We start from the raw sequence: 26,009 nt of genomic DNA on the forward strand, positions 1-26,009 counted from the left end.
TGACGCTGCGTAAAATGGGGAGGGCCGCCGGATCGACCGGCGGCCCTTCTTGCGTTCCCAAAGCCGGCATCCCATCTGCCCCGGCGCATCAGGCCTTTTCCTGCCGGGAAAAACCGATTAGACAGCGCCCAAACAAGATGCGGACAGATTCCGCCCGCAACCGAAGGAAGAGCCCTTGTCCACCACGTTCGAGAAAGTCGCCAAGATCATTGCCGACACCAGCGAGATCGATATCGACACCATCACGCCCGAGAGCCATACCATCGACGATCTCGGCATCGACAGCCTCGATTTCCTCGACATCGTCTTTGCCATCGACAAGGAATTCGGCATCAAGGTGCCGCTCGAGAAGTGGACGCAGGAGGTCAATGACGGCAAGGCCTCGACCGACGACTACTTCGTCATGAAGAACCTGTGCGCCAAGATCGACGCGCTGGTCGCGGCCAAGGCCGCCTGAGCCGGCTCGGGCGCAGTCTTGACGCGCCCTGCCAGCTGACCCACAACAGCCGCCCATGAGTTCTCACGACGTCGTCATCACCGGCATCGGCCTTGTCTCTTCGCTTGGAGAGGGTCCGGATGCGCATTGGCAGAAGCTCACCCGACCGGGCCTTGAGCCGGTGCTCGAGGCAGAGCGCTTTGCGCCTTACACCATCCATCCCCTGCCCGAGATCGACTGGAACCTGCAGATCGCCAAGCGCGGCGACCAGCGCCAGATGGAAACCTGGCAGCGCCTCGGCACCTATGTCGCCGGCCTGGCGCTGGATGACGCCGGCATCAAGGGCGACGACGAGCTTTGCGCGACCATGGACATGGTGGTGGCGGCCGGTGGCGGCGAGCGCGACGAAGCCGTCGATGCCGCGATCCTCGCGGCCTCCGAGAGCCGCAACGACCGCGACGTGCTGCTCAACGAGAAGCTGACCACGGAACTGCGGCCGACCCTGTTCCTGGCCCAGCTCTCCAACCTGCTCGCCGGCAACATCTCGATCGTTCACAAGGTCACCGGCTCCTCTCGCACCTTCATGGGGGAGGAAGGCGCCGGCGTCTCGGCTGTCGAGACGGCGGCCGCGCGCATCCGCTCGGGACAGTCGACCCATGTTCTGGTCGGCGGCGCCTTTCAGACCGAGCATTCCGACATGCTGCTCGGCTATGAGCTGGCCGGTTACTTGCATCGCGGCCCATGGAAGCCGGTCTGGCAACGCCAAGGCGCCGAAGGCGGCGGTGTGGTGACGGGCTCCGGCGGCGCCTTCCTGGTGCTGGAACAGCGCGAGCACGCAAAAAACCGCGGCCGCAAGATCTACGCCGAGCTTGGCCCCGTCATCTCCGGCCGCGCCAGGCGCCGGCGCGGCGAACTGAATGCCGAAATCGCCGCATTGCTGAAGCAGGCCGTCCTTCCCGACGGCGATCTGCTGACGATTTCCGCCGCCTCCGGCGCCCACGCCGCCACGGCGGCCGAAAAGGCGGTGCTCGACGCCAACCCGGCCTTGGCCGTGCGTGCCTTCTCGACATTGACCGGCCATATGAAGGAGGCTCAATTCCCCTTTGCGGTTGCGCTCGCGGCAATGGCCGTCGACCGCAAGGCCGCCTACCCTGTCTTCGATGCCACAGTGGAGCGGCAATTCGAGGGCGCGCCCAATAGCGTCCTTGCAACGGCGATCGGCTATCACCAATTCGAGGGCCTGGGGCTGATCAAGGCCGCCTAGAAAGAGACGCAAACATGGCCAATCTCCGAGACCATATGGGCAGGCCTGTCGTCGCCGTGACCGGCATCGGCGTGGTGACCTCGCTCGGCGTCGGCAAGAAAGACAACTGGGCGGCGCTGACCTCGGGCAAATCCGGCATCCATCCGATCACCCGCTTTCCGGTCGATCAGCTCAACACCCGCATTTCCGGCATGGTCGACTTCCTGCCGTCGAGCTCTAAGGGCGCCAGCCACCTCACCTACGAGCTGGCCGAGACCGCGGCCCAGGAGGCCGTCTCGGAAGCTGGGTTGGAGTCCGGCGATTTCGGTGGCCCGCTGTTCCTGGCCTCGCCGCCGGTCGAGCTCGACTGGACCGACCGCTTCTCGCTCTATAATTCCGACAAGCAGGACGCTGGCGCCGAAAGGTTGCTGCGCGTAGCGCGCGGGTTGAAGGAGCTGGATGTCTTCGAGACCACGCAGTTCGGCTCGATCGCCGACCGGCTGGCCGACCGCTTCGGCACGCGCGGCCTGCCGATCACGCTGTCGACCGCCTGCGCCTCGGGCGCCACCGCCATCCAGCTCGGGGTCGAGGCGATCCGGCGCGGCGAATGCGACAAGGCGCTGTCGATCGGCGCCGACGGCTCGGCAACCGCCGAAGCGCTGATCCGCTTCTCGCTGCTCTCGGCGCTTTCTACCCACAACGATATTCCCGAGAAGGCCTCAAAACCCTTCTCCAAGGACCGCGACGGCTTCGTGCTGGCGGAAGGCTCCGGCGCGCTCGTGCTGGAATCGCTGGAAGCCGCCCTGGCGCGCGGCGCGACGATCCTCGGCATCATGCGCGGCTGCGGCGAAAAGGCCGACGATTTCCACCGCACCCGCTCCAAGCCCGATGGCTCGCCGGCTATCGCCGCCGTGCGCGCCGCCCTTGCCGATGCGGGCCTCGGCGAAGACGAGATCGACTACGTCAACGCGCACGGCACCTCGACGCCTGAAAACGACAAGATGGAGCACCTGTCGCTGTCCACCGTCTTCGGCGAGCGCATCGGCTCGATGCCGATCTCGTCGAACAAGTCGATGATCGGCCACACGCTGTCGGCCGCCGGCGCGGTCGAGGCCGCCTTTTCGTTGCTGACCATGCGCGAAAGCGTCATCCCGCCGACCATCAACTACGACAATCCCGATCCGGCTATCGTGCTCGATGTCGTGCCGAACAAGAAGCGCAACGCCGAGGTCGGCACGGTTTTGTCGAATTCCTTCGGCTTCGGCGGCCAGAACACCTGCCTTGTCATGGCGCGGGAACCGGTCTAATCGGACTTTTTCCGCTAATGCATGTCGCGCAAAAGTGAAATCGGTTTTGCGACAACGACATGCATAAACAAAGAAACTAAAGCGCATCGCGCTTTAGAGCAGAACCTGACAGGCCACATGCGCGCATTGCAACTTATCGAGGACCGCCGCCTTGAAACGGTGGACCTGCCGCCTCCCCCGCCGCCTTCGCTGGGCGAAGTGACGCTCCGCATCAAGGCGGTGGCGCTCAACCATATCGACGTCTGGGGCTGGCGCGGCATGGCGTTTGCCAAGCGCAAGTTGCCGCTGGTCGTCGGCGCCGAGGCCGCCGGCGAGGTCGAGGCGGTCGGACCGGGCGTCTCCAACCTTCTGCCGGGACAGTTGGTGTCGATCTACGGCGCGCGCACCTGCGGGCTCTGCCGTGCCTGCCGCGAAGGCCGCGACAATCTCTGCGAGCATGTTTCCGGCGTCCATGGCTTCCATCTCGACGGCTTTGCCCAGGAAAAGATCAACCTGCCGGCGCGCCTTCTGGTGCCCGCGCCTCCCGGCGTCACCGAAATCGGCGCGGCGGTCGCGCCGGTCACCTTCGGCACGGTCGAGCACATGCTGTTCGACAACGCGAAGCTGGAACCGGGCGAAACCATTCTCGTCCATGCCGGCGGCTCGGGCATCGGCTCCGCTGCCATCCAACTCGCCAAGAAGATGGGTTGCACGGTGATCACCACGGTCGGCTCGAACGACAAGATCGACAAGGCCAAGGCGCTTGGCGCCGACCATGTCATCAACTACCGCGAGGATCGTTTCGAAGGCGTGGTGCGCAAGCTGACAAGGAAGAAGGGCGTCGATGTCGTGTTCGAGCATGTCGGCGCCGACACCTTCGCCGGCTCCATGCTGTCCTTAAAGCGCGGCGGCCGTCTCGTCACCTGCGGTTCGACCTCGGGCGTGTCGACGCAGGTCAACCTGATGCAGCTCTTCCAGCAGCAGCTGAAACTGCTCGGCTCCTTCGGCTGCCGCATGGAGAACATGGCCAACGCCATGCAGAAGATGGCAGCGGGGCTCGTTGCCCCGGTCATCGATACCGAAGTCGGCTTCGACGACATCGACGCCGCGCTGAAGCGCATGGAAGGCCGCGACGTCTTCGGCAAGATCATCCTGCGCGTTTCCTAGGACAGATGGTCGGCAAGGTGCTCAGGAAAGCCCGCCGGGACTTCATGTTCCGCTACGGCCGGCGACTGCGCCAGCTGGAGCATTGGCTGGTCGCGAAGCTCGCTATCGTTCTGCTCTCGCTGCTGCGCCTTCTGCCGCCGGACAGCGCGCTCAACTTCGCCGACCGCATCGCCCGCCGCATCGGCCCGATGGTCGGGCGCCATCGCGTTGCGGTCAACAATCTGCGCCTTGCCTATCCGCAAAAGAGCGACGCCGAGATCGAAGCCATCGCGCGCGACATGTGGGGCAACATGGCCCGCCTCGCGGCCGAGTACATCTTCCTCGACGCGCTGTTCGACTTCGATCCGAACGCTTCGAAGCCGGGCCGGGTCGAGGTGCGCGGCGTCGAGCATTTCCTCGAGATCGCCGGCGAAAAGAAGCCGCATATCCTGTTCACCGGCCATCTCGGTAATTTCGAGCTGCTGCCGGTGGCCGCCGCCACGTTCGGCATGAACATCACGGCGCTGTTTCGCCCGCCGAACAACCCCTATCTCGCCGACTACATCCACTCGACGCGCCGCTCCTCGATGGGCGCCCTGCTGCCCTCCGCCGCCGGCGCGTCCTTCGCTCTTGCCGCCATCCTGGAAAGGGGCGGCAATATCGGCGTGCTGGTCGATCAGAAATTCTCGGGCGGCGTGGAGACGACTTTCTTCGGCCGCCGGTGCCAGAGCAACCCGATGCTCGGCATGCTGGCCCGTCACTATGACTGCGATGTCTACCCCGCCCGCTGCGTCAGGCTGCCGGGCAACCGCTTCCGTCTGGAAATCGAGGACCGGTTGACCTTGCCGCGCACCGAAGGCGGCAGCGTCGACGTCGCTGCCACCACCCAGCTGCTCACCGATGTGGTCGAGCGCTGGGTGCGTGCGGACCCTGGACAGTGGATGTGGTTCCACAAGCGCTGGGAAATCAGCGGGCGTCGCCGCAAGCGCGGACAGGCGAAGGCGACAGCCGGCCAGTAACCGGTCGCTCCGCAGCCCCGGATCAGTTGGCGACGACGATCCGCGTGTTGCCGAAGCCGACTTCCTTGACCATCGCATAGAAGGTCGCGGCGTTGGCCGGATGCAGGCGCACGCAGCCGTGCGAGGCCGGGCGCCCGAGGTTTCTCACCGACCCGGTGCCGTGAATGGCGTAGCCGCCGTGGAAGAACACCGAATAGGGCATCGGCGACATCTCGTACTTGCGCGAATACCACATCCGGGCCGTCCACTGCGGCCGGTAGCTGCCGCGCGGGGTGAAATAGCCCTTGCGCGCAGTGGATACGCTCCAGCGATAGACCACCTGGCCGTATTTGCTGACGGTCATGGTCTGCGACGAGACGTCGATATTGGCGACCAGCGTGGCCGCCCGGCTTGCGACGGACATGCCGAACAACGCGGTTGCCAGCACGGTTGCCATGAGAACGAACTTTTTCATGCGATCAAACCCCTTTGATTGCCCCCTGCCATTCGCGCGGTTTTTCCATCTTTTTGCCGGCAGATGCGTTAAGTAGCACACACTCGTTGACGATTCTGCCAATCCAATGCGATGAATTTGAACGATTTTCCCGGTATAGTTGCCGCAGCAACACGCACCCTCTGAAGTTTAGGCGGGCGTTGGGCCATGCCCGGACCGTCGTGTGGCAATGAGCGACTGCTTGCTTGCAAAAGCGCTGCGTTCCTTCTTCAATCCGCCGGATGAATGAACGACTTCTCAAGGCGGTCGAGGACCGGGTCGACGACCTCGTCGCGCTGACCGCGGACCTGATCCGCTTTCCGACCGTCAACCCGCCAGGCGAGGTCTACGGGCCATGCGCCGAGTTTCTTGGCGCGCGTCTCAGGAAACGCGGCTTCGAAACCGAGTTCATCCGTGCCGAAGGCGCGCCCGGCGACAGCGACCGCTACCCGCGCGTCAATGTCGTCGCCCGCTTCGACGGCCGCTCGCCCGGCGCCTGCGTGCATTTCAACTCGCATATCGACGTGGTGGAGGCCGGTGAGGGCTGGACCGTCGATCCCTTTGCCGGCGTGGTGAAGGACGGCAGGGTCTATGGCCGCGGCGCCTGCGACATGAAAGGCGGCCTGGCCGCCTCCGTCATCGCCGTCGAAGCCTTCATGGAGGTCTATCCCGATTTCCCCGGTGCCATCGAGATATCGGGCACGGCGGACGAGGAATCCGGCGGTTTCGGCGGCGTCGCCCATCTGGCGCGGCTCGGCTATTTCTCGAAGCCGAAAGTCGACCACGTCATCATCCCCGAACCGCTGAACAAGGATCGCATCTGCCTTGGCCATCGCGGTGTCTGGTGGGCCGAGATCGAGACCAAGGGCGAGATCGCGCATGGCTCGATGCCGTTCCTCGGCGACAATGCGGTACGCCATATGGGCGCCGTGCTGCAGGCCTTCGAGGACGAGCTGTTCCCGGCCCTCGACCGCAAGATGACGCGCATGCCGGTGGTGCCGGAAGGCGCCAGGCGCTCGACCATGAACATCAATTCCATCCATGGCGGCCAGACCGAGGATTTCCGGCCGGGGCTTCCCTCGCCCAACGTACCGGATTCCTGCCGGCTCACCATCGACCGGCGCTTTCTGCTCGAAGAGGACATCGCCGCCGTCAAAGGCGAAGTCACGGGCATCCTCGAGCGGCTGAAGCGCGAGCGCAAGAAATTCGACTACGAGATCCGCGACCTGATGGAGGTGCTGCCGCTGATGACCGAGCGCGACGCGCCTGTGGTGCAGGCTGTCGCGAAAGGCATCATGGCGGTGTTCGAGCGCGAGCCCGACTACGTGATCTCGCCCGGCACCTACGACCAGAAGCATGTCGCGCGCATCGGCCACCTCTACGATTGCATCGCTTATGGCCCGGGCATTCTCGACCTTGCGCATAGGCCGGACGAATGGGTGGGCATCGCCGACATGGTGGAATCGGCCAAGGTGATGGCGATCGGCCTCAATGTGCTTTTGAGAGGAACGACGGACTGATCGGGACGAGCTGGAAAAACTTTTCCCCCGGCGCGGCAAGGCAGCATGAAACGCGATTTACTCGCGCGCGAAATCACGCTTCTATCCGCCAGCTTGAGCACGTTTGAGCAATGGGAGTTCAGCGATGAAACTGTGGAAGACCATCCTGGCCGCGGCCGTGCTGTCGCTTGCCGCCGCCACGTCGGCCTTTGCCGCCCGCACCGATCTCACGCTCGGCATCGTGCTTGAGCCGCCGCATCTTGATCCGACTGCCGGCGCGGCCGCGGCCATCGGCGAAATCACCTATGCCAATGTCTTTGAAGGGCTGACGCGCATCGACGACAACGGCCAGGTTCAGCCCGGTCTCGCCGAGACCTGGGCCGTCTCCGACGACGGCAAGGTCTACACGTTCAAGCTGCATTCCGGCGTGAAGTTCCACGATGGCTCGGCCTTCAGCGCCGACGACGTGAAATTCTCGCTGGACCGAGCGCGCGCCAAGGATACGCTCAATCCGCAAAAGCCGCTCTTTGCGCACATCGCCGATGTCACGGCGGTCGATCCAGCGACGGTCAAGGTCACTCTCGACGGTCCGCAGGGCAATTTCCTCTACGACATGGGCCAGGTTGCGGCGGTGATCGTGGGGAAGGGATCGGCCGACGGCAATAAGGACAAGCCGATCGGCACCGGTCCGTTCAAGCTCGATCACTGGGCCAAGGGTTCCGAGATCACGCTCGTCAAGAACCCGGACTACTGGGGTACGCCCGCCGCGCTCGACAAGGCGACATTCCGCATCGTTCCCGACGCCGCCGCGGCCGTCCCCGCCTTGCTCTCGGGCGATATCCAGGCTTTCGCCAACATGCCCGCACAGGACGCGCTTGCACAGGTCCAGTCAGATCCGCGCTTCAGCGTCGTGATCGGCTCGACCGAGGGCGAAACAATCCTATCGATCAACAACAAGAAGCCGCCCTTCGACAAGCTTGCGGTGCGGCAGGCGCTCGCCTCGGCGATCGACCGCAGTGCCATCATCGATGCAGCCTCGAACGGTCTTGGAAAGCCGATCGGCTCTCATTTTTCGCCAGGCGATGCGGGCTATGTCGATCTCACCGGCATCTACCCGCACGACATCGCCAAGGCCAAGGAGTATCTGAAGGAAGCGGGGTTGGAGAACGGCTTTTCGGCCACGATCAAGCTGCCGCCCGTACCTTACGCACGCGATGGCGGCCAGGTGATTCAGTCCCAACTGAAGGAGATCGGGGTCAATCTGCAGATCATTCCGGTCGAATGGGCGGAGTGGCTGAGCCAAGTCTTCACCAACAAGGACTACGACCTGACGATCGTTTCCCATGTCGAGCCGAACGACATCGATATCTATTCGCGGCCCGGCTACTATTTCCAGTATGACAATCCGAAGTTCAACGATGTCATCGAGCAGCTCGGCGCCACGGTCGACAAGGACAAGAGGCTGGAGCTGCTGGGTGCGGCGCAGAAGATTCTCGCGCACGACGTCCCCGCCGTGTACCTGTTCGAACTGCCGAAGATCGGCGTCTGGGACGCCAAGCTGCAGGGCATGTGGACGAACTGGCCGATCGAGGCTGACGATCTCACCAAGGTGAAGTGGACGGATTGAGGCCGGCGCGATCGCCCGATCGCCTCCATGACCGCATACCTCGTAAAGCGCCTCATCATCGCGGCCCTCACGCTCGTGCTGGCCTCGATGGTGGTATTCGCGGTCATGGAGATCCTGCCCGGTGACCCGGCGCGCCTGATGCTGGGCATGAATGCCAGCGCCGAGCAGGTTGAATTGCTGCGCGACCAGATGGGGCTGAACGCGCCGCTGGTCCTGCGCTACCTGCATTGGGCGGCAGGGCTGCTCAGCCTCGATTTCGGCCGCTCCTACACCTATTCGGTGCCTGTCATCGACCTCGTGCGTGAGCGCGTCGTCGTCTCCCTGCCGCTGGCGCTGATCGCGCTGGCGCTATCGACCGTCATCGCCATTCCGGTCGGCGTCTTCTCCGCCAGCCGCCAGGGCCGCGCCGGCGACACGCTCGCCATGGGCGCCGCCCAGCTCGGCGTCGCCGTGCCCAATTTCTGGTTCGCTCTGATGCTGATCTACCTCTTCGCCGTCTGGCTGCGTCTGGTGCCGGCCGGCGGCTTTCCGGGCTGGAGCGCCGGTATCTGGACGGCGCTGAAGTCCCTGCTGTTGCCGGCCGTCGCTCTTGCGTTGCCGCAGGCGGCGATCCTGGCGCGTGTCGCCCGCTCGGCGCTGATCGAGGTGCTCAACGAAGACTATATCCGCACCGCGCGCGCCAAGGGCCTGCCCTATCGCGCCGTGCTGTGGCGCCACGCGCTGCGCAACGCCATGATCCCGGTGCTGACCATCCTCGGCCTGCAATTCGCCTTCCTGCTGGCCGGCACCATCATCATCGAGAATGTCTTCTACCTGCCTGGGCTGGGCCGGCTGATCTTCCAGGCCATCACCCAGCGCGACCTGATCGTCGTCGAGAGCATCGTCATGCTGCTGGTCGCCGCCGTGATCCTGATCAACCTCGTTGTCGACTTCTCCTACGCCATCGTCGACCCGCGCCTCAGGGGCCGGCAATGACCATGCGCGTCGATCTGCCCGAGGAAACCCTTGCCGGCGTGCTGGCCAAGGCCTTTGGCAACCGTTCCTTCCTGATCGGTTTGGTCATCACACTGCTGATCGTGGCCGTCGCGCTCGTCTCATTCCTGTGGACGCCTTACGACGTCACAAAACTGGTGATCGCCGACAAGACGCAGGCGCCCTCCTGGGCGCACTGGTTCGGCACCGATCATTTCGGCCGCGACATCCTGTCGATGATCATGGTCGGCGCCCGCAATTCGATCGCCGTGGCGCTGGTCGCGGTCGGCATCGGCATGGGCATCGGCGTGCCGCTTGGCGCCTTCGCGGCGGCGCGCGGCGGAATAGTCGACGAGGCGCTGATGCGCGTCAACGATCTCGTCTTCGCCTTTCCGGCCTTGCTCTCGGCAATCATGATCACCGCGATCTTCGGCCCGGGCGCCGTCAACGCCATCATCGCCATCGGCATCTTCAACATCCCGGTCTTCGCCCGCGTGGCGCGGGCCGGCGCTTTAGCCATCTGGCCGCGCGAGTTCATCCTTGCCGCACGCGCCGCCGGCAAGGGCATGACGCGCATCAGCATCGAGCACATCCTGCCCAACATCGCCACGCTGCTGCTGGTCCAGTGCACGATCCAGTTCGCGCTCGGCATCCTGGCCGAAGCCGGGCTTTCCTATGTCGGCCTCGGCGCCCAGCCGCCGATGCCGAGTTGGGGCCGCATGCTGTTCGACGCCCAGACGCGCATGGTGACCGCACCCTGGATGGCGATCTTCCCCGGCATGGCGATCGTCGTCACCGTGCTTGGGCTGAACCTGCTCGGCGACGGCATTGCCGATATCCTCGATCCGAAATCACGGCGGCGCCGATGAGCCTGCTCGAGATCGAAAACCTGTCGCTTTCGATCGGTGATACGCCGATCCTCAAAGGCGTCGAGCTGACAATCGCGCCCGGCGAGGTGGTTGGCCTGGTCGGCGAATCCGGCTCCGGCAAATCGATGACGGCGCTGACGATCATGCGGCTTTTGCCGCATCTGGCCCGCGCCGAAGGCCGCGTCGCCTTCGACGGCATCGATATCCTTGCCGCGAGCGAAGTTCAGATGTGCGCCCTGCGCGGCGACGATATAGGCATGGTGTTCCAGGAACCGATGACAGCGCTGAACCCGGTCAAGACCATCGGCGAGCAGGTCGCCGAAGGCATCCGCTGGCACACCAGGGCGGGCCGCGCCGAAGCCGAGGACCGCGCGCGAAAGATGCTCGACCGCGTCGGGCTGCCGGAGGCCAAATTCCCACTATCGCGCTACCCGCACGAACTGTCGGGCGGCCAGCGCCAACGCGTCGTCATCGCCATCGCCTGCGCGCTTAAACCGAAATTGCTGATCGCCGACGAGCCGACGACGGCGCTCGACGTAGTGCTGCAGGCGCAGATCCTCGACCTGCTGCGCGATCTGGTCAGCGAGAACCGCATCGGCCTGCTGCTCATTTCGCACGACCTCGCTGTCGTCACCGAGATGGCCGATCGCCTGACCATCCTGCGCCGCGGCGAGGTGACGGAAGCCGGCGACACCGCGCGCACACTGTCGGAACAGCTCCACCCCTACACGCGCGAGCTGGCGCTGGCCTCCATGCATGTGCCGGCGCGCCCGAAACCGCACCTTGCCGGCTCGGCAAAACCCCTGCTTGAAGTCGAAAACGTCGGCCGGGACTATCCGGGACGGCGCATATCTCTGTTTCGGCCGGCGCAATCGATCCGTGCCGTCGACGATGTCTCGCTCACCATCGAGCCCGCCCAATCGGTGGCGCTGGTCGGCCGCTCGGGCTGCGGCAAGTCCACCCTTGCCCGCATGATCCTCGCGCTGGACAAGCCGACGGCGGGCACGATCCGCTTTCGCGGCGAGGTCATCACGGACAGGCCGGAATCGGCGTTGAGGCCGGCCCGGCGCGACATGCAGGTGGTGTTCCAGGATCCTTACGGCTCCTTCGACCCGCGCCAGAAGGTGGACAAGCTGGTGGCCGAGCCGCTGCATCTTCTGGAAAAGCAGCCGGCAAAGGCCGAGAGCCGCGAGATGGTCGCGCATACCCTCGATGAAGTTGGCCTTGGGCCGCGCGACATGGACAAATACCCGCATGAGTTCTCCGGCGGCCAGCGCCAGCGCCTGTCGATCGCCCGCGCCATCATCACGCGGCCGAAGTTGGTGGTCGCCGACGAGCCGGTCTCGGCGCTGGACGTCTCGATCCGCGCCCAGATCCTCGACCTTTTCGCCGAGCTCAACCAGAAGCTCGGCATCGCCTATCTCTTCATCACGCACGACCTGACGGTCGCCCGCGCCATGGCCGACGAGGTGCTGGTCATGCACGAAGGCAAGATCGTCGAGCGCGGCCGGGCGGCCGATGTGCTCGACCATCCGCGCTCGGAAGCGGCGCAGGCGCTGGTCGCGGCGGCGCCCGACCTCCACCGCGCCATCGCGCGGCGCCTGCAGGAACAGGGGTAGTTCAGCCTCCTTGTTTGCCGCAATTCCGGACGGAAGGCTACGGCGAAGTCGCCGAGCCTAACCGCTTCACGCTTTTCCTGGAATTGCTTTAGTCCTCCGACTTCACCACATCGACCGGACTGATATCGAGCAGGTCGAGTGTGCGGCGCAGGAGCCGGACTTCGCTCTCCGCCAGCTTGGCATCGGCCTTGGCGATCTCGGCCATGTGGCGCGCAAGCAGCTTTCGGCGCTCGACATCGAGGTCGCGGAACAGCGCGATCGCCTGCGAGCCGTTGGTCTCGTAGCCAAAATCGTTGAGATATTCGATGACGCTGTCGATCGAGGCCTCCGGGATGCCGAAGGCTTCGCTGCAGATGCGCCGGAAGACGATCATCTCGCTCTCCGAGACCGAGCCGTCGGCCAGGATCATGCGGAACAGCATCAAGAGTTCCGCCGACAGCACCGGGTCGTCCGCCACCTTGCGCACACCTGGGTCACCGTCGAAGATCGAACGTATCTGGTCGAGCAGCGCCATCGCCACCAAGCTCCCTTTTGCGATTCCGATTGGATTGTTAGAGCAATTCCAGGAAAAGTGTGAAGCTGTTTTCCATCTGGAATTGCGGGAAAGAAGAATAGAGCGGTTCGGCGTATTGAAACGTCGAACCGATCTGGCGTGGAATTGGTCTTGCGCAAACTGGTGGAGCGTGATGGAAGCTGCGGCTTCCTTCCAAGCACCCCTCCCCGATGATCGACCTTACCCTGCAGACCGTCCTCGTCCTCATCGCCGCCGCCTTTGGCGCCGGCTTCGTCGACTCGATCGCCGGCGGCGGCGGGCTGATCACGATTCCGGCGCTGCTGCTCGCCGGCTTTTCGCCGGTCGCGGCACTTGGCACGAACAAATTGCAGGGCATGTTCGGTTCCGGCTCGGCCACCATCCATTATGCCGCCAACGGTCAGGTCGACCTGCGCCGCCAGCTGCCGTCGGCGCTGCTGGCGCTTGTCGGCGGCGCGGTCGGCGCCCTGTTGGCGACCGTCGTGCCCGGCGATTTCCTGCGCGCCCTTCTGCCGCTGCTCCTGATCGCCATCGCCCTCTATTTCGCGCTGAAGCCGAACATGGACGACGTCGACCGCGCCGAGCGGCTGTCGCCTTTCCTGTTCGGGCTGATCGTCCCGCCGCTGGTCGGCTTCTATGACGGCGTCTTCGGTCCTGGCGCCGGCTCCTTCTACATGCTCGCCTTCGTCACCCTTGCCGGCTACGGCGTGCTCAAGGCGACGGCGCATACCAAGCTGCTCAACTTCGCTTCCAACATCGGCGGTTTCGTCGTCTTTGCCGCCGTCGGCGTCATCGACTGGAAGATCGGCTTGATGATGGGCGTGGCGCAGTTCATCGGCGCCCGTGTCGGCGCGAGCCTTGCCATCCGCATCGGCGCCAAACTGATCAAGCCGTTGCTGGTGGTCGTCTGCCTGGCGCTCGCTGTGAAGCTGCTAGGCGACCCGGCCAATCCCTTACGCCGGCTCATTGGTATGTGAGGCGTATGCTGGTAGAATTCGGGTGTTGCGAATCATGTTGGAGGGACCAGACATGAATCTCAGTGCACCCACCCAGATCGTGTTCATTATTTCGTTGGTCATCGCCGTCATCGGCCTTCTCGCCGCTCTTGGCGTTCTTGCATTCATTCCGCTTGCGTCCGTTTGGATCATGCTCATCGCCTATATCGTGCTTGCCGCCGGCTGTTTGATGCGCGGTGCCTAAACCGTTGATAGCCAATCTCAGGCAACTCGGAGCGCCCGGCCCTGCCGGGCGCTTTTGATTCTTGCGAGCATGTTCTGATAGGCTCTCGGCATGTCCGACGAGACAGAGCGCCATCGACAGGATAACCGCTCTCCCACCCTCCATTTCGAGATGGTGCGGCGCAAGCCCGCCGCCTCGCTGGCGGGCATCGTCACGGATATCTGCGGCTATCGCGAGACATTGCCCGGCCATTTCCGCATCGTCGAATATGCTTCGCTGACCGTGCCGCTGGTGATCAGCTTCGCCGAAGCCTTCGCCATCGGGCTCGGCCACAGCCCGGGCGACAACGATCGCTACGCCAGTTTCGCCGCAGGTCTGTATGCCGGGCCGGTCATGATCGAATCCTTCGGCGGCTCCTGCTGCGTCCAGGTCAATTTCACGCCGCTTGGCGCCAGGCGGTTCTTCGGCCTCCCGATGAGCGAGTTGCGCGACCGCATGGTCGGGTTGGACGACGCGCTGGGCCCTGACGGCATGGCATTGCGCGCACGGCTTGGCGAGGCATCGGATTGGAACGCGCGCTTCGACATAGCCGAGGGCTTCATCGCCGCCCGCCTTGCGGAGGCGAATGCGCTTTCGTCCGAAATCGCCTGGGCTTACAGGGCGGTCATCGCATCGGGCGGCCGCACCCGCATTGCGGCGCTTGCCGGCGAGATCGGCTGGAGCCGCAAGCACCTGGCGGCCAAATTCACCGACGCGATCGGCATAGGCCCGAAGACCTTGTCGCGCATCGTGCGCTTCAACCGCGCGCTTTCCCTGTCGAAGCAGCAGGACGATGACTGGGCCGGCATCGCCGCCGATTGCGGCTATGCCGACCAGGCGCATCTGGTGCGCGAATTCCGCCAGCTTGCCGGCGAAACACCGAAGGCGCTCGCGGCGTCGATCTAGGCCTGAGCTGAGGTAACATTTCTTCAAGACGCCGGAACAGCCTTGGTCGAGATTGGGTTCATCGACACGAACAAGGAGATCGCCATGCCCTCGTCAACCGAAGCACCCCGTATCTATCCTGCGCTGCGCTACAGAAACGCCGCCAAGATGATCGACTGGCTGGGCGAAGCCTTCGGCTTCGAGGTCCGCGCCCGCTATGGCGAAGGTGACATCGTCCACCACGCCGAGCTGACCTTCGGCTCCTCGATGATCATGCTGGGCACGGCACGCGACGACGACTATGGCAAGATGGTCGGCGAGCCCGGCGGTGGCGGCGGCAAGTCCATCTACATCGCCGTCGGCGACGCCGATGCCGCCTATGCCAAGGCGAAGCAGGCCGGCGCGAAAATCATCCAGGAACCGGTTGACCGCGACTATGGCAGCCGTGAGTTCATCTGCCTCGACCCGGAAGGCAATGTCTGGTCCTTCGGCACCTATTGGCCGAAGGCGGGGGAAAAGGCGTAGGAAGTCTCACCGACGTTGGGGATTGGCAACAGCGCTTCGTCATCCACGGGCGAAGCAAGGAGCGAAGCGACGCGCGCAGACCCGAGGATCCATTCCGTGACCTCGCGCGAGGGATGCAGCGGAGCAGAATTCTGCACCGTTGCAACGCCTTGACGTCACCGAATGGATTTCTATGGTCTGCCTATCGCGCCAGCCCAAAAATCGCGTCACAGTCGACATGTCTCTCGAGCTCCGACGCGACCTCGTCCAGCGCCCTCTCGACGTCCGCGCGATAGTCGATGCCGCCTCCCCTCATGCCAAGGCTCTCCAGGTAGGCGGCGCGAAAGGCGTCGGCGGAAAACAGCCCGTGCAGATAGGTGCCGATCACCTTGCCGTCGGCGGAAACCGCGCCGTCCTCGACCCCGTTGAGGATCGTCGACGGCCGCGCCGTGTCCGGGCCGGTGGTGCGGCCGAGATGGATTTCATAGCCTTCGAGCGGCAGGCCGAACTGCACCGACTGCGCGCTTGAATTGCGCACCGTCTTTTCGGGCTCCATCACCGTTTCGATATCGAGCAGGCCGAGGCCTTCGGCTTCGGTGACGCTGCCTTCGATGCCCTCCGGATCGCGCACCATGCGGCCGAGCATCTGGTAGCCGCCGCAGATGCCGACGACATGGCCGCCGCGCTTGCGGTGAGCGAGAAGATCCCGGTCCCAGCCGTTCTCGCGGAATTTGAGCAGGTCTCCGATCGTCGACTTCGAGCCGGGGACGACAACCAGCCCGGCATCTTCCGGCAGCTTCCTGCCCGGCGGCACGAACACGACCTCGACCTGCGGCTCGGCCTTGAGCGGGTCGAGATCGTCGAAATTGGCGATGCGCGCCAGCATCGGCACTGCCACCTTCAGCGCCCGTTTCTCGCCGGAAGCGAGGCGCTCGAGCATGACCGAATCCTCCGAAGGCAGCCGGACGGCGGCCCTCAGCCACGGCACGACGCCGAAGCAGCGCCAGCCGGTGAAGGTTTCTATCGCCTTGATCCCGTCGTCGAACAACGAGACGTCGCCGCGGAACTTGTTGATGAGATAGCCGGCGATCATGCGCCGGTCCTCCTCCGGCAGGATGAGATGCGTGCCGGCGATCGACGCGATGACGCCGCCGCGATCGATGTCGCCGACCAGGATCACCGGCACATGGGCGCGGGTGGCAAAGCCCATATTGGCGATGTCGCGGCTGCGGAGGTTGATCTCGGCTGGCGAGCCCGCGCCCTCGACGATGACGAGGTCTGCGCCCTCGCCCACCTTGGCCCAGGAATCGAGCACCGCGTCCATCAGTCCGGCTTTCATCGCCTGGTAGTCGCGCGCCCGGGCCTCGCCAAAGACCTTGCCCTGAACCACCACTTGCGAGCCGATATCGCTCTGCGGCTTGAGCAGCACCGGGTTCATATGGACAGTCGGCCGGACGCCGCAGGCCAGCGCCTGCAGCCATTGCCCGCGGCCGATCTCGCCCTCGCCGGCCTTGTCGCCGCCGGGAATGTCGGCGACGGCGGCGTTGTTCGACATGTTCTGCGGCTTGAACGGCCTGACCTTCAGCCCGCGATTCTTCGCGGCGCGGCAAAGCCCCGCGACCAGCACGGTCTTGCCGACATCCGAGCCGGTGCCCTGCAGCATGATCGCTTTGGCCATCAGCCCCTGCCTCCCGAGCCGATCGTCGACTTCTGCGCCAGCGGCCCGCCGCGCCAGAGATAGAGAGCCATCAGCGGTTCCGTGCCCGTGCGCATGGCATGGCTGACGTTGGAGGCGTGGTGAATAACCTCGCCGGCGTCGCGAGTATGGAAACCGCCTTCGCCCATCCGCCATTCCGTGCCGCCGGTCAGCGGGACGTAGATTTCCTCGGCGATGTGGTGATGGTCGGGATAGACGATGTCCGGCCCGAGGATCAGCAGCCCGGCCGCAACCGCGTCATTGACGAAATGCCCGCGCGTGCCGAACACTTCCAGCCAGCCGTAACTGTCGACAAAGCCCTGCCCGAAATCGGCGGCGGTATAGGTCTGCCCCCAGCGTAACTCATCCCGATGGTCGGCAACGAATCGCGCCAGCGGCTTGGCGTCGGCCGACGCAAGCTCGGCGACGCGATCGAGATAGCCAAGGCAGCCAAGCGCCCGCGGTTCGAGCGAACGGACAGGCATGTCCCAGCCGATGCGCGCGACTTCGTCCGCGACCAGATTATTGTCGACGCCGGCGAGATATGTGTGGAACCGGTCCAGCAACTCATCGAAAATTGTCGGCACGTACGAGCTCCGTTGGTCATTTCACGCACAGCCGGTCCGCAGGAAGCCGGGTTGCGCGGCGGCATCATTGGTCTAGATTGGATGGTGCGCAAAGCCAAAAACGACAGGCCAGAAGGCCTGAAACGACAGGGAGCACGCCATGGACGCGACAGTCGATGCGGACACTGGCCAGTTCGAACTCAACGAGGAACAGCGCGCCATCCAGGAGATGGCCCAGGCCTTCGCGGCGGACCGCGTCGCGCCCAATGCGCTCGACTGGGACAAGGTAAAGCACTTCCCCGCCGATGTGATCCGCGAAACCGGGCCGCTCGGCCTCGGCGGCATCTATGTGCGCGACGATGTCGGCGGCTCGGCGCTTGGGCGGCTCGATGCGGTGCTGATCTTCGAGGCTCTGGCCCACGCCGACCCGGCCTTCTCCTCCTTCATTTCCATCCACAACATGGCCGCCTCGATGATCGACCGCTTCGGCAGCGACGAGCAGCGCCAGCGCTTCCTGCCGAAACTGACCTCGATGGAATGGCTGGCGAGCTATTGCCTGACCGAGCCCGGCTCGGGCTCGGACGCAGCGGCGCTTAAGACGCGCGCGGTGAAGAGCGGCGGCGACTATGTCTTGAACGGCGCCAAGCAGTTCATCTCCGGCGCCGGCGACAGCGACCTTTATGTCGTGATGGCGCGCACCGGTGCCGACGGTCCGAAAGGCATCTCGACCTTCGTCGTGCCGAAGGACGCACCTGGCCTTTCCTTCGGCGCCAACGAGCACAAGATGGGCTGGCACATGCAGTCGACACGCCAGGTCGTCTTCGAGGACTGCAAGGTGCCGGCCGAGAACCTGCTTGCCGCCGAAGGCGCCGGCTTCGGCATTGCCATGGCGGGGCTCGATGGCGGCCGGCTCAACATCGCCGCCTGTTCGCTGGGCGGCGCGCAGTCGGCGCTCGACAAGGCGCTGGCCTATACGGCCGAGCGCAAGGCCTTCGGCTCCCAGATCAACCAGTTCCAGGCACTGCAGTTCAGGCTGGCCGACATGGAGACGGAGCTGCAGGCGGCCCGCATCTTCCTCTACGCCGCCGCTTCCAAGCTCGACCGCAAGGCGCCCGACGCCGGCAAATGGTCGGCTATGGCCAAGCGCTTCGTCACCGATATCGGCTTCGACATCGCCAACCAGGCGCTGCAACTGCATGGCGGCTATGGGTATCTGCACGATTACGGCATCGAGAAGCTGGTCCGCGACCTGCGCGTCCACCAGATCCTCGAAGGCACCAACGAGATCATGCGCGTCATCATCGCGCGGGCGCTGATTGGTAGGCAGTAGGCAGTAGGCAGTAGGCAGTAGGCAGTAGGCAGTAGGGAAAGATGACCGGCGAGATCAACTCGTACAAGGATTTGATCGTCTGGCAACAGGCCGTGGACTTGGCCGTCGCTACCTACTCCTTGACCAAGGCATGGCCAAAAGAGGAGTTGTATGGACTGACCAGCCAAGTTCGTCGCTCAGCCACGTCTATTCCTGCAAACATTGCTGAAGGTTACGGCCGAGACAACACCGGCTCTTACCAACAGTTTCTCAGGATAGCCCAAGGCTCTCTTAAGGAGCTTGAGACGCATCTCCAGATCGCTGAACGCATCGGCCTGGCCACTCGCAATGAGGTCCATCATATGCTGTCAGTCACCGAGGCCATCGGAAAAATGCTTCGCCAGCTTATTATCAAGCTCGCACCCGAATAGACTCCTACTGCCTACTGCCTACTGCCTACTGCCTACTGCCTACTGCCTACTGCCTACTGCCTAACCTGGGAGCACCACTATGACGACGATCGCCTTCATCGGCTTGGGCAACATGGGCAATCCGATGGCCGCCAATCTCGTCAAGGCGGGGCATGCGGTGCTGGGCTTCGACCTTGTGTCTGAAAACCTCACGGTTGCGAAGGAGCACGGCATTACAGTCATGGCCAATGCCGTCGCCGCGGTGAAGGACGCTGATGTCGTCATCACCATGCTGCCGGCCGGCAAGCATGTGCTGTCGGTTTATGAGGACATCGCACCCAAGGCGAAGAAAGGCGCGCTGTTCATCGATTCCTCAACGATCGATGTCGAATCGGCACGCAAGGCGCATGCGATTGCCGGGAAACATGACTTGCAGTCGATCGATGCCCCGGTCTCCGGCGGCACGGGCGGCGCCACCGCCGGCACGCTCACCTTCATGGCCGGTGGCTCGGATGACGCTTTTGCCGCCGCCGAGCCGATCCTGAAGCCGATGGCCGGACGCGTCGTCCATTGCGGCGGCGACGGCGCGGGCCAGGCGGCCAAGATCTGCAACAATATGATCCTCGGCATCTCGATGATCGGCGTCGCCGAAGCCTTTGTGCTCGCCGAAAAGCTCGGCCTGTCGCACCAGGCGCTGTATGACGTCGCCTCCACCTCGTCGGGCCAATGCTGGTCGCTGACCACCTATTGCCCGGTCCCCGGCCCTGTTCCGGCCTCGCCGGCCAACCGCGACTACAAGCCCGGCTTTGCCGCGGCCCTGATGCTAAAGGACCTGAAATTGTCGCAGGAAGCCGCGCAGGGCGCGGGCGCCGTGACCCCGCTCGGCGCCGAAGCCACGCAGCTCTATGCCTTGTTCAACGCGCAAGGTCATGCCGGCGCCGATTTTTCCGGAATTATTAATTTCCTGCGCGGAAACCAGGCGTAAGATACTGATTTTCTAAGGTTATTTTCGATATCCGCCGGCCAGAAGCCGGCAAATTTAGATTTGCTTAAGGTCTCGCTAACTCACCGGTAACGATGTGCCTTTAAAACGGACTGCGAGGCGGACATCGCGTCTGCCCGGCGCTCCGGATCAGGTCTCGCGTACCGGAGCCCGTAAGTTTCGCAAGTATTCTTGTCGCGAAATGCCATGCGTATCTGGCAGAGCCGCGTTCCTTTTGGAGCGCGGTTTTTGCGTTTCTCAAGGCAATCCAACAACAGTGGAAATGGTCCCGGCCGAGATCAGCTCTTGCTGGACAAACGCCGGAAATTCGCCCGTACGGTACGGCCGGCGGGCTTGAGGGCGGCACCCAGGGATTGTCGCGCGGCCTCGCCGTTGACCAGGGACGGAACGCGTCCCGACAGCACCTCCGGCCAGAACCGGGCGGCCGATTGCAGAAGCGAAACCTGTGCTGCGATGGCGCCTTGGGCCGCGGCAGCAGTCTTTTCAGTAACAGCTCGCACGGTTTCCCTGCCGAGTTTCCGGTCGCTTTGCGCATCCGCGACAAGCAGGGGCATGCGCATCATCATCACCATCGGCGCCAACATCAGGTCGCCGCCGATCAGCGCGGCTTTCCTTGCGCCACGGGTCTTGCGGGTTTTCTTCATCGCGTAAGTCCTCAGCCGGACCCGTCTCTCAGGCCCAGTCTATTACGCGCGGGCGCATGCATTGTTCCCCGTACCTGGCGCGGATGGTGGCGGTCGGGCGCCCGAACACCGGACGCCCGACCGTTCTTCAGCGCTTGCGCAGGTCCGCGTCCGCCAGGTCGAGCGCCTTGGCAATGCGCTCGCAAGCCATGTCGATCGTGTCGCGCGTCCAGATCAGCGGCGGCGACAGGATCATGGTGTCGCCGGTGGCCCGCATCATCATGCCGTTCGCGACCGCATGGTCGCGCACGACGACGGCAGCGCTTCCTGACGGCAGATAGCGTTCCTTGGTCGCCTTGTCCTTGACGATCTCGATCGCGCCCATCAGGCCTATCGAGCGCACCTCGCCGACCAGCCTGTGGCCCGCGATGCGTTCCTGCAGCGCCTGCGCGAAATAGGGGCCGGTGTCGTTCTTGACCCGCTCGACCAGCCCTTCCTTCTCGATGATCTCGAGGTTCTTGAGCGCCACCGCGCAGGCCACCGGATGACCGGAATAGGTGTAGCCGTGATAGAACTCGCCGCCTTTTTCGACCAGCGTCCTCGCCACACGATCGCCGACCAGCAGCGCCGACAGCGGCTGGTAGCCCGAGGTCAGCGCCTTGGCGGTGGTGATGGTGTCGGGCTCGACCCCGAACGTCTGTGCCGCGAACCACTCGCCGGTGCGGCCATAGCCGGTGATGACTTCGTCCAGCATCAACAGCACATCGTATTTGCGGCAGATGCGCTCGACTTCCGGCCAGTAGCTCATCGGCGGGATCTTCACTCCGCCCGCGCCCATCACCGGTTCGCCGATGAAGGCGGCGACCTTGTCGGCGCCGGCTTCGAGGATTGCATCCTCGACCGCCTTCGCCGCGCGGATGCCGAAATCATGGTCGCTTTCGCCGGGCAGAGCGAGCTCATAGGCATAGGGCATCATCACATGGACGATGTTGGGCACCGCGCCGCCGAGCTGCTTGTGCATCGGCTCCATGCCGCCCAGCGACGTGCCGGCGATCGTCGAGCCGTGATAGGCCGACTTGCGCGAGATGATGCGGTTCTTCTCGGGCTTGCCTTCGAGCGCCCAATAGTGGCGGACGAGCCTGAGCGCCGTATCGTTGGCCTCCGAGCCGGACGAGCCGTAGAAGACCTGGCTGACATGCTTGGGCGCGAGTTCCGCCAGCTTCTTCGACAACAACACCGGAGTGGGAGTCGAGCATTTGAAGAAGGAGTTGTAGTAAGGCAGCTCCTTCATCTGCGCGTAAGCCGCCTCGGCCAGCTCGTCGCGGCCATAGCCGACATTGACGCACCACAGGCCCGCCATGCCGTCGAGGATTTCGGTGCCGTCGGCATCGTAGATGAACGGGCCGTTGGCATGGGTGATGATGCGCGAGCCTGCCTCACGCAGTTCCTTGTGGTCGGTGAAGGGATGAAGGTGATGCGCGGCATCGATCTGCTGAAGCTGCTTCAGCGAATAATTCTGATAGGTCATGGGTTTGATCTTTCCTCTTGAACCAATCCGGCGGGAGCCGGAGGCGGATTCGTCAGAGGAAGGCAGGCGGCGAATAGCCGATGCGGGCGCACAGCCGCAAAAGCTCGGCGCGCAACGTCCGCGGTGACGGCGTCACCGCGACCCCGAAGGCGCCTGATGTGCTGAAGCGGATCATGGCGGCAGCTTATGCCGCCTGAGCCCCAAAATTCAAGCGGTTCCAGTCAGGCAGTCTTGCCGAGCGACCGCTTGAGGAACATATAGCGCATCGCCGTCTGCGCCGCTTGCGGCCGGCGGTCGCCGCGCCCGCCATGGCCGCCTTCGGTTTCCTCGAAGAACAGCGTCTGGCCGTGACCTGCCTCCTGCAGCCGCGCCGCCATCTTGCGCGCATGTCCGGGGTGGACCCGGTCGTCCGCGGTGGACGTCATCAACAGCACCGGCGGATAGGCGGCATCGGCCGCGATATGTTGATAGGGCGAATAGGCGCCGAGCCAGGCCGCCTCCTCCGGCTTCGACGGGTCGCCATATTCGGCGATCCACGAGGCGCCGGGCGGCAGTTCGGTGTAGCGCAGCATGTCGAGCAACGGCACGTCGATGATGACGGCGCCGAACAGCTCCGGCCGCTGCGTCAGCGACGTGCCGGTGAGCAGGCCGCCGTTGGAGCCGCCGTGGATGCCGAGCTGCGCCGCCGTGGTGATGCCGCGCTTGACCACATCCTCGGCGACGGCAGCGAAATCGTCGAAGGCGTTCTGGCGCTTGCCCTTGAGCGCGGCCTGGTGCCAGGCCGGACCGAACTCGCCGCCGCCGCGGATGTTGGCCTGGACATAGGCGTTGCCCTTGTCCAGCCAGAGCTTGCCGCGGATGCCGGCATAGCCCGGCAGCAACGGCACCTCGAAACCGCCATAGCCGTAGAGCAATGCCGGCACCGGCCCTTTCTGGTCGCGGCGCCGCACCACGAAATACGGGATCATCGTGCCGTCCTTCGAGCGCGCCTCGAACTGCTCCGAAACATAAGGCGAGGCGTCGAAGCGGGCCGGCTGCGACTTCACCGTTTTAAGCGTCTCGCCATTGTCGTCCGACCAGATGATCGAGCTTGGCGTCAGGAAATCGGTAAAGGAGAAGGAGACGCTCGACCCGAAATGCTCGACATGGCTGATGCCGACATTGCCGTTGTCGGGCAGCGCGATCCGTTTCAGCGACCAGCCATCTGCGGCGCGGTCGCAGGCGATGACCTTACCGCGCACATTGTCCATCAGGTTGATGAACAGCCGGTCCTGCGTCCTGGCGAGGCCCGCAATGGAAACGCGGTGCTCCGGTTCGAGGAGCGTCTCGATCCGTTCGAACGCACCCGTTTCAATCCAGCGATCGAAATCAACCGAATAGAGCCCATCCGGCAGGCAGCGCGTGCCGTCCGGCGCCGTCCAGGGGCTGCGCACGCCGAAGATAAGCTGGCCCTTGAAGATCGCCGTGTCGGTGGCGTCGTCGGGCAGCGGGATGCGCCGGTTCTCGCCCGAAGCCAGCCGCAGGAAACTGTGCGAGGTGAAGAAGTCGAGCGTCTTGCCGAGCAGCACATGCCGCTTGTCGCCGTCATGCTCCACGCCGCCACCGACCGCGAGATGGTGCTTTTCGCCTTCGAAGATCGGCGTCGCGTCCTCGAGCTTGGTGCCGCGCCGCCACAGCTTGATCACGCGCGGATAGCCGGACTGCGTCTTGTCGTCTTCCTCGAAAGCGGCGGAGACGATGACGGTATCCTTGTCCAGCCAGGAAAAGCCCGACTTGGAGGCGCGCGCGGAAAACCCGCCATCGACAAAGGACCTCGTCGCGATATCGAACTCGCGCATCTCGCTGGCGTCGCCGCCATCGGGCGACATGTGGAGCAGGCAGCGGTTGAAATCGGGATAGAGCCGGCTCGCCCCGCCGAACACCCATTTGATGCCTTCCTTCGCCGAGAGTTGGTCGAAATCGATGATCGTCTCCCACTCCGGCTTGTCGGTCTTGTAGGAAGCGACGGACGTGCGCCGCCACAGTCCAAGCGCGTTGGTCTTGTCCTGCCAGAAATTATAGACGTAGCCGGCAAGCGCGGCCCCGACCGGCATATTGTCCTCCGCGGTCATCAGGTCGAGCGCGGTTTCGAATGTCGCCTGATAGGAAGGATCGCCCTGCAGTTCGGCGACCGCCAGCGCATTCTGGCGATGGACCCAGTCCAGCGCTTCCTTGCCGTTGCGATCCTCAAGCCAGAGGTAGGGATCGTTGGCGGTCAACTCGGGCTGGGTTCTGGTCATCGTGCTGGTCATGCAGGTCTCAATCTGGCGGCCCCGCCTACATCGCGTTCGCTGCCTTGATATTCAAGAGCCATGTCGGGACCGATTACAAAACCCGCCGGCGCGCGATCGTCGCCGCCGCCAGCGCCGCGCAGATTGCGCCAAGCGTGACCGGCAGGCCGGCGGCGCCGATGACATCCATAACGCCACCGGTGAGCGGCGGCACGATGATGCCGCCAAAACCCCACATCAGCGAGAAGGCGGCATTGCCGGCGACCAGCGCCGAGCCGGTGAAGCGTTCGCCGAGCTCGATGATCGACATCGTGTAGATGCCGTAGGAAACGGCGCCCCAGATAAAGACGCAGCCCCAGATCAGCGGCGTCTCGATCAGCGCCGGCAAAAGCGCGCATCCAAAGATGGTCACCGCCACGCAGCCGAACCGCACCAGGCGCGCCGTCAGTTTTTCGGCGAGGAGGCCGAGCGGCACCTGCATGGCGATGTTGCCGGCGATCATCACTGACAGCAGCGCCGACATGCGCGCCTCGGGAATGCCGTGATGCGTTCCATAGACCGGCAGCAGCGCGAGTATAGCCTGCTCGAACCCGGCCGCGACCACGACCGCCGACAGAAGCAACCAGGCCAAGGGTATGAAGCCCAGCACCGACACCTTGTTATCGGCCTCGTCGACCTTCGGCAGCCGCTTCACCACCACGGCCAGGCAACCGCCGCAGAAGAGGAAGGCCAGAATGCCGACCAGGAAAGGCGGCCAGCCTTCGGTGCCGACGGCAAGCAGGCAGAGCGGGCCGGTCGCGAAGCCCGCCGAGATGATTGTCGAATAGATGCCCATGACGCGGCCGCGCCGCGCCGGCGGCGCTAGCGCAATCACCCAGATTTCGCTCAAGACATAGAGCGGGTTGGTCACGACGCCGATCAGGAGGCGCAGCGGAAACCACAGATAGACATTTTGTGTCCAGCCGACCAGCGCCAACACCAGCGCCGAGAGCGCGGCGCAAGTGAGCGCGGTGCGCCCTGCCCCGAACCGGCGCGCCAATCCCGGGATCAGCGGCGAGGACAGGATGAAGCCGACCGGCGTCATCGCCGCCGACAGCCCGATCATCGCCGGCGAAACGCCCTGACGCTGCAGGATGAAGCTGAGGAGCGGATAGGAAAGTCCTTGCGCGATGGCGAAGACAGACACGGTCGCGATCACGCCGGTGATCGCGGCCCACTGCACCGTCTCGCCGCTCTCCGAACCAGCCAGAGCCATCGGTCTTGCTCCAATCGCCTGG

General features: G+C 64.3%; 26 protein-coding genes. 17 read left to right on the forward strand and 9 right to left on the reverse strand.

The features are described 5' to 3' along the window. Positions 1 to 175 precede the first annotated feature (175 nt). The 5 genes from FJ957_RS29335 (at position 176) to FJ957_RS29355 (ending at position 5,130) form a co-directional block, all read left to right on the forward strand. Positions 176 to 457, forward strand: a complete 282-nt coding sequence (locus tag FJ957_RS29335; protein ID WP_027167184.1) for an acyl carrier protein — start codon at positions 176 to 178, stop codon at positions 455 to 457. 55 nt (positions 458 to 512) lie between these two features. Then, complete coding sequence (locus FJ957_RS29340) at positions 513 to 1,700, forward strand: beta-ketoacyl-ACP synthase (protein ID WP_140836341.1); 1,188 nt, start codon at positions 513 to 515, stop codon at positions 1,698 to 1,700. A 14-nt stretch (positions 1,701 to 1,714) separates the two neighbouring features. Next, complete coding sequence (locus FJ957_RS29345) at positions 1,715 to 2,986, forward strand: beta-ketoacyl-ACP synthase (protein WP_140836343.1); 1,272 nt, start codon at positions 1,715 to 1,717, stop codon at positions 2,984 to 2,986. Positions 2,987 to 3,103: 117 nt separating this feature from the next. Then, complete coding sequence (locus tag FJ957_RS29350) at positions 3,104 to 4,132, forward strand: zinc-binding dehydrogenase (protein ID WP_140836345.1); 1,029 nt, start codon at positions 3,104 to 3,106, stop codon at positions 4,130 to 4,132. Between the two features lie 5 nt (positions 4,133 to 4,137). After that, on the forward strand, positions 4,138 to 5,130 hold the full coding sequence (locus FJ957_RS29355) for a lipid A biosynthesis lauroyl acyltransferase (protein WP_140836347.1): 993 nt from the start codon (positions 4,138 to 4,140) through the stop codon (positions 5,128 to 5,130). Positions 5,131 to 5,152: 22 nt separating this feature from the next. On the opposite strand, the gene FJ957_RS29360 is transcribed toward FJ957_RS29355, so the two are convergent. Continuing rightward, complete coding sequence (locus tag FJ957_RS29360; RefSeq protein WP_140836351.1) at positions 5,153 to 5,584, reverse strand: L,D-transpeptidase; 432 nt, start codon at positions 5,582 to 5,584, stop codon at positions 5,153 to 5,155. Positions 5,585 to 5,844: 260 nt separating this feature from the next. Between FJ957_RS29360 and FJ957_RS29365 the strand changes: the two genes are divergently transcribed. The 5 genes from FJ957_RS29365 (at position 5,845) to FJ957_RS29385 (ending at position 12,188) form a co-directional block, all read left to right on the forward strand. After that, positions 5,845 to 7,122, forward strand: coding sequence for an acetylornithine deacetylase/succinyl-diaminopimelate desuccinylase family protein (locus FJ957_RS29365; RefSeq protein ID WP_140836355.1), 1,278 nt, complete (start codon positions 5,845 to 5,847; stop codon positions 7,120 to 7,122). Between the two features lie 124 nt (positions 7,123 to 7,246). After that, positions 7,247 to 8,728, forward strand: a complete 1,482-nt coding sequence (locus tag FJ957_RS29370; RefSeq protein ID WP_140836360.1) for an ABC transporter substrate-binding protein — start codon at positions 7,247 to 7,249, stop codon at positions 8,726 to 8,728. A gap of 27 nt (positions 8,729 to 8,755) precedes the next feature. Beyond that, positions 8,756 to 9,703: an ABC transporter permease gene (locus FJ957_RS29375; protein ID WP_140836364.1), complete on the forward strand. Its 948-nt coding sequence runs from the start codon at positions 8,756 to 8,758 to the stop codon at positions 9,701 to 9,703. Further along, positions 9,700 to 10,569: an ABC transporter permease gene (locus tag FJ957_RS29380; RefSeq protein WP_140836366.1), complete on the forward strand. Its 870-nt coding sequence runs from the start codon at positions 9,700 to 9,702 to the stop codon at positions 10,567 to 10,569. The genes FJ957_RS29375 and FJ957_RS29380 overlap by 4 nt, the downstream gene beginning before the upstream one ends. Further along, a complete protein-coding gene (locus FJ957_RS29385) occupies positions 10,566 to 12,188 on the forward strand; it encodes a dipeptide ABC transporter ATP-binding protein (RefSeq protein ID WP_140836368.1) in 1,623 nt (540 codons plus the stop codon). The genes FJ957_RS29380 and FJ957_RS29385 overlap by 4 nt, the downstream gene beginning before the upstream one ends. An 88-nt stretch (positions 12,189 to 12,276) precedes the next feature. Here FJ957_RS29385 and FJ957_RS29390 read toward each other — a convergent pair whose 3' ends face one another. Further along, positions 12,277 to 12,708, reverse strand: a complete 432-nt coding sequence (locus FJ957_RS29390) for a TerB family tellurite resistance protein (RefSeq protein ID WP_140836370.1) — start codon at positions 12,706 to 12,708, stop codon at positions 12,277 to 12,279. Between the two features lie 203 nt (positions 12,709 to 12,911). On the opposite strand from FJ957_RS29390, the gene FJ957_RS29395 reads away from it, so the two are divergent. The 4 genes from FJ957_RS29395 to FJ957_RS29410 all read left to right on the forward strand — a co-directional run bounded on the left by FJ957_RS29395 (position 12,912) and on the right by FJ957_RS29410 (position 15,348). Next, positions 12,912 to 13,697: a TSUP family transporter gene (locus tag FJ957_RS29395; RefSeq protein WP_140836372.1), complete on the forward strand. Its 786-nt coding sequence runs from the start codon at positions 12,912 to 12,914 to the stop codon at positions 13,695 to 13,697. Positions 13,698 to 13,749: 52 nt separating this feature from the next. Then, on the forward strand, positions 13,750 to 13,920 hold the full coding sequence (locus FJ957_RS29400) for a hypothetical protein (RefSeq protein ID WP_108702979.1): 171 nt from the start codon (positions 13,750 to 13,752) through the stop codon (positions 13,918 to 13,920). A gap of 90 nt (positions 13,921 to 14,010) precedes the next feature. Next, positions 14,011 to 14,844, forward strand: a complete 834-nt coding sequence (locus FJ957_RS29405; RefSeq protein ID WP_140836374.1) for an AraC family transcriptional regulator — start codon at positions 14,011 to 14,013, stop codon at positions 14,842 to 14,844. Positions 14,845 to 14,928: 84 nt separating this feature from the next. Continuing rightward, positions 14,929 to 15,348: a VOC family protein gene (locus tag FJ957_RS29410; RefSeq protein WP_140836376.1), complete on the forward strand. Its 420-nt coding sequence runs from the start codon at positions 14,929 to 14,931 to the stop codon at positions 15,346 to 15,348. Positions 15,349 to 15,529: 181 nt separating this feature from the next. Here FJ957_RS29410 and FJ957_RS29415 read toward each other — a convergent pair whose 3' ends face one another. Further along, positions 15,530 to 17,005, reverse strand: coding sequence for a cobyric acid synthase (locus FJ957_RS29415; RefSeq protein ID WP_140836378.1), 1,476 nt, complete (start codon positions 17,003 to 17,005; stop codon positions 15,530 to 15,532). Next, a complete protein-coding gene (locus FJ957_RS29420) occupies positions 17,005 to 17,610 on the reverse strand; it encodes a dimethylsulfonioproprionate lyase family protein (protein WP_140836380.1) in 606 nt (201 codons plus the stop codon). The genes FJ957_RS29415 and FJ957_RS29420 overlap by 1 nt, the downstream gene beginning before the upstream one ends. 139 nt (positions 17,611 to 17,749) lie before the next feature. On the opposite strand from FJ957_RS29420, the gene FJ957_RS29425 reads away from it, so the two are divergent. The 3 genes from FJ957_RS29425 to mmsB all read left to right on the forward strand — a co-directional run bounded on the left by FJ957_RS29425 (position 17,750) and on the right by mmsB (position 20,293). Beyond that, positions 17,750 to 18,919 carry an isobutyryl-CoA dehydrogenase gene (locus tag FJ957_RS29425; RefSeq protein WP_140836382.1) on the forward strand — a complete coding sequence of 390 codons (1,170 nt, stop codon included), beginning with the start codon at positions 17,750 to 17,752 and terminating at the stop codon, positions 18,917 to 18,919. A 41-nt stretch (positions 18,920 to 18,960) separates the two neighbouring features. After that, a complete protein-coding gene (locus tag FJ957_RS29430; RefSeq protein ID WP_140836384.1) occupies positions 18,961 to 19,329 on the forward strand; it encodes a four helix bundle protein in 369 nt (122 codons plus the stop codon). 79 nt (positions 19,330 to 19,408) lie between these two features. Beyond that, on the forward strand, positions 19,409 to 20,293 hold the full coding sequence (mmsB, locus tag FJ957_RS29435) for a 3-hydroxyisobutyrate dehydrogenase (RefSeq protein WP_140836386.1): 885 nt from the start codon (positions 19,409 to 19,411) through the stop codon (positions 20,291 to 20,293). 296 nt (positions 20,294 to 20,589) lie between these two features. Here mmsB and FJ957_RS29440 read toward each other — a convergent pair whose 3' ends face one another. The 5 genes from FJ957_RS29440 to FJ957_RS29460 form a co-directional block, all read right to left on the reverse strand. Next, a complete protein-coding gene (locus FJ957_RS29440) occupies positions 20,590 to 20,955 on the reverse strand; it encodes a hypothetical protein (protein WP_140836388.1) in 366 nt (121 codons plus the stop codon). 127 nt (positions 20,956 to 21,082) lie between these two features. Next, on the reverse strand, positions 21,083 to 22,462 hold the full coding sequence (locus FJ957_RS29445) for an aspartate aminotransferase family protein (protein ID WP_140785864.1): 1,380 nt from the start codon (positions 22,460 to 22,462) through the stop codon (positions 21,083 to 21,085). 52 nt (positions 22,463 to 22,514) lie between these two features. After that, the gene (locus FJ957_RS29450) at positions 22,515 to 22,637 is read right to left on the reverse strand and encodes a hypothetical protein (RefSeq protein ID WP_041003987.1); all 123 of its coding nucleotides are present in this window, start codon (positions 22,635 to 22,637) and stop codon (positions 22,515 to 22,517) included. A gap of 46 nt (positions 22,638 to 22,683) precedes the next feature. Further along, entirely contained in the window at positions 22,684 to 24,753 is a 2,070-nt protein-coding gene (locus tag FJ957_RS29455; protein WP_140836390.1) for a prolyl oligopeptidase family protein, read from the reverse strand. A gap of 73 nt (positions 24,754 to 24,826) precedes the next feature. Then, positions 24,827 to 25,987: an MFS transporter gene (locus tag FJ957_RS29460; RefSeq protein WP_140836393.1), complete on the reverse strand. Its 1,161-nt coding sequence runs from the start codon at positions 25,985 to 25,987 to the stop codon at positions 24,827 to 24,829. Positions 25,988 to 26,009 lie beyond the last annotated feature (22 nt).

The sequence above is a fragment of the Mesorhizobium sp. B2-4-6 genome (genome assembly GCF_006442775.1).
Lineage (GTDB): Bacteria > Pseudomonadota > Alphaproteobacteria > Rhizobiales > Rhizobiaceae > Mesorhizobium.

Coding starts and splice junctions, on each gene's coding strand:
- FJ957_RS29380 (WP_140836366.1), top strand. CDS start 9,700: ATGACCATGCGCGTCGATCTGCCCGAGGAAACCCTTGCCGGCGTGCTG.
- FJ957_RS29365 (WP_140836355.1), top strand. CDS start 5,845: ATGAATGAACGACTTCTCAAGGCGGTCGAGGACCGGGTCGACGACCTC.
- FJ957_RS29445 (WP_140785864.1), bottom strand. CDS start 22,462: ATGACCTATCAGAATTATTCGCTGAAGCAGCTTCAGCAGATCGATGCC.
- FJ957_RS29350 (WP_140836345.1), top strand. CDS start 3,104: ATGCGCGCATTGCAACTTATCGAGGACCGCCGCCTTGAAACGGTGGAC.
- FJ957_RS29360 (WP_140836351.1), bottom strand. CDS start 5,584: ATGAAAAAGTTCGTTCTCATGGCAACCGTGCTGGCAACCGCGTTGTTC.
- FJ957_RS29375 (WP_140836364.1), top strand. CDS start 8,756: ATGACCGCATACCTCGTAAAGCGCCTCATCATCGCGGCCCTCACGCTC.
- FJ957_RS29400 (WP_108702979.1), top strand. CDS start 13,750: ATGAATCTCAGTGCACCCACCCAGATCGTGTTCATTATTTCGTTGGTC.
- FJ957_RS29455 (WP_140836390.1), bottom strand. CDS start 24,753: ATGACCAGCACGATGACCAGAACCCAGCCCGAGTTGACCGCCAACGAT.
- FJ957_RS29370 (WP_140836360.1), top strand. CDS start 7,247: ATGAAACTGTGGAAGACCATCCTGGCCGCGGCCGTGCTGTCGCTTGCC.
- FJ957_RS29425 (WP_140836382.1), top strand. CDS start 17,750: ATGGACGCGACAGTCGATGCGGACACTGGCCAGTTCGAACTCAACGAG.
- FJ957_RS29405 (WP_140836374.1), top strand. CDS start 14,011: ATGTCCGACGAGACAGAGCGCCATCGACAGGATAACCGCTCTCCCACC.
- FJ957_RS29410 (WP_140836376.1), top strand. CDS start 14,929: ATGCCCTCGTCAACCGAAGCACCCCGTATCTATCCTGCGCTGCGCTAC.
- FJ957_RS29395 (WP_140836372.1), top strand. CDS start 12,912: ATGATCGACCTTACCCTGCAGACCGTCCTCGTCCTCATCGCCGCCGCC.
- FJ957_RS29355 (WP_140836347.1), top strand. CDS start 4,138: ATGGTCGGCAAGGTGCTCAGGAAAGCCCGCCGGGACTTCATGTTCCGC.
- FJ957_RS29385 (WP_140836368.1), top strand. CDS start 10,566: ATGAGCCTGCTCGAGATCGAAAACCTGTCGCTTTCGATCGGTGATACG.
- mmsB (WP_140836386.1), top strand. CDS start 19,409: ATGACGACGATCGCCTTCATCGGCTTGGGCAACATGGGCAATCCGATG.
- FJ957_RS29450 (WP_041003987.1), bottom strand. CDS start 22,637: ATGATCCGCTTCAGCACATCAGGCGCCTTCGGGGTCGCGGTGACGCCG.
- FJ957_RS29460 (WP_140836393.1), bottom strand. CDS start 25,987: ATGGCTCTGGCTGGTTCGGAGAGCGGCGAGACGGTGCAGTGGGCCGCG.
- FJ957_RS29440 (WP_140836388.1), bottom strand. CDS start 20,955: ATGAAGAAAACCCGCAAGACCCGTGGCGCAAGGAAAGCCGCGCTGATC.
- FJ957_RS29345 (WP_140836343.1), top strand. CDS start 1,715: ATGGCCAATCTCCGAGACCATATGGGCAGGCCTGTCGTCGCCGTGACC.
- FJ957_RS29415 (WP_140836378.1), bottom strand. CDS start 17,005: ATGGCCAAAGCGATCATGCTGCAGGGCACCGGCTCGGATGTCGGCAAG.
- FJ957_RS29340 (WP_140836341.1), top strand. CDS start 513: ATGAGTTCTCACGACGTCGTCATCACCGGCATCGGCCTTGTCTCTTCG.
- FJ957_RS29430 (WP_140836384.1), top strand. CDS start 18,961: ATGACCGGCGAGATCAACTCGTACAAGGATTTGATCGTCTGGCAACAG.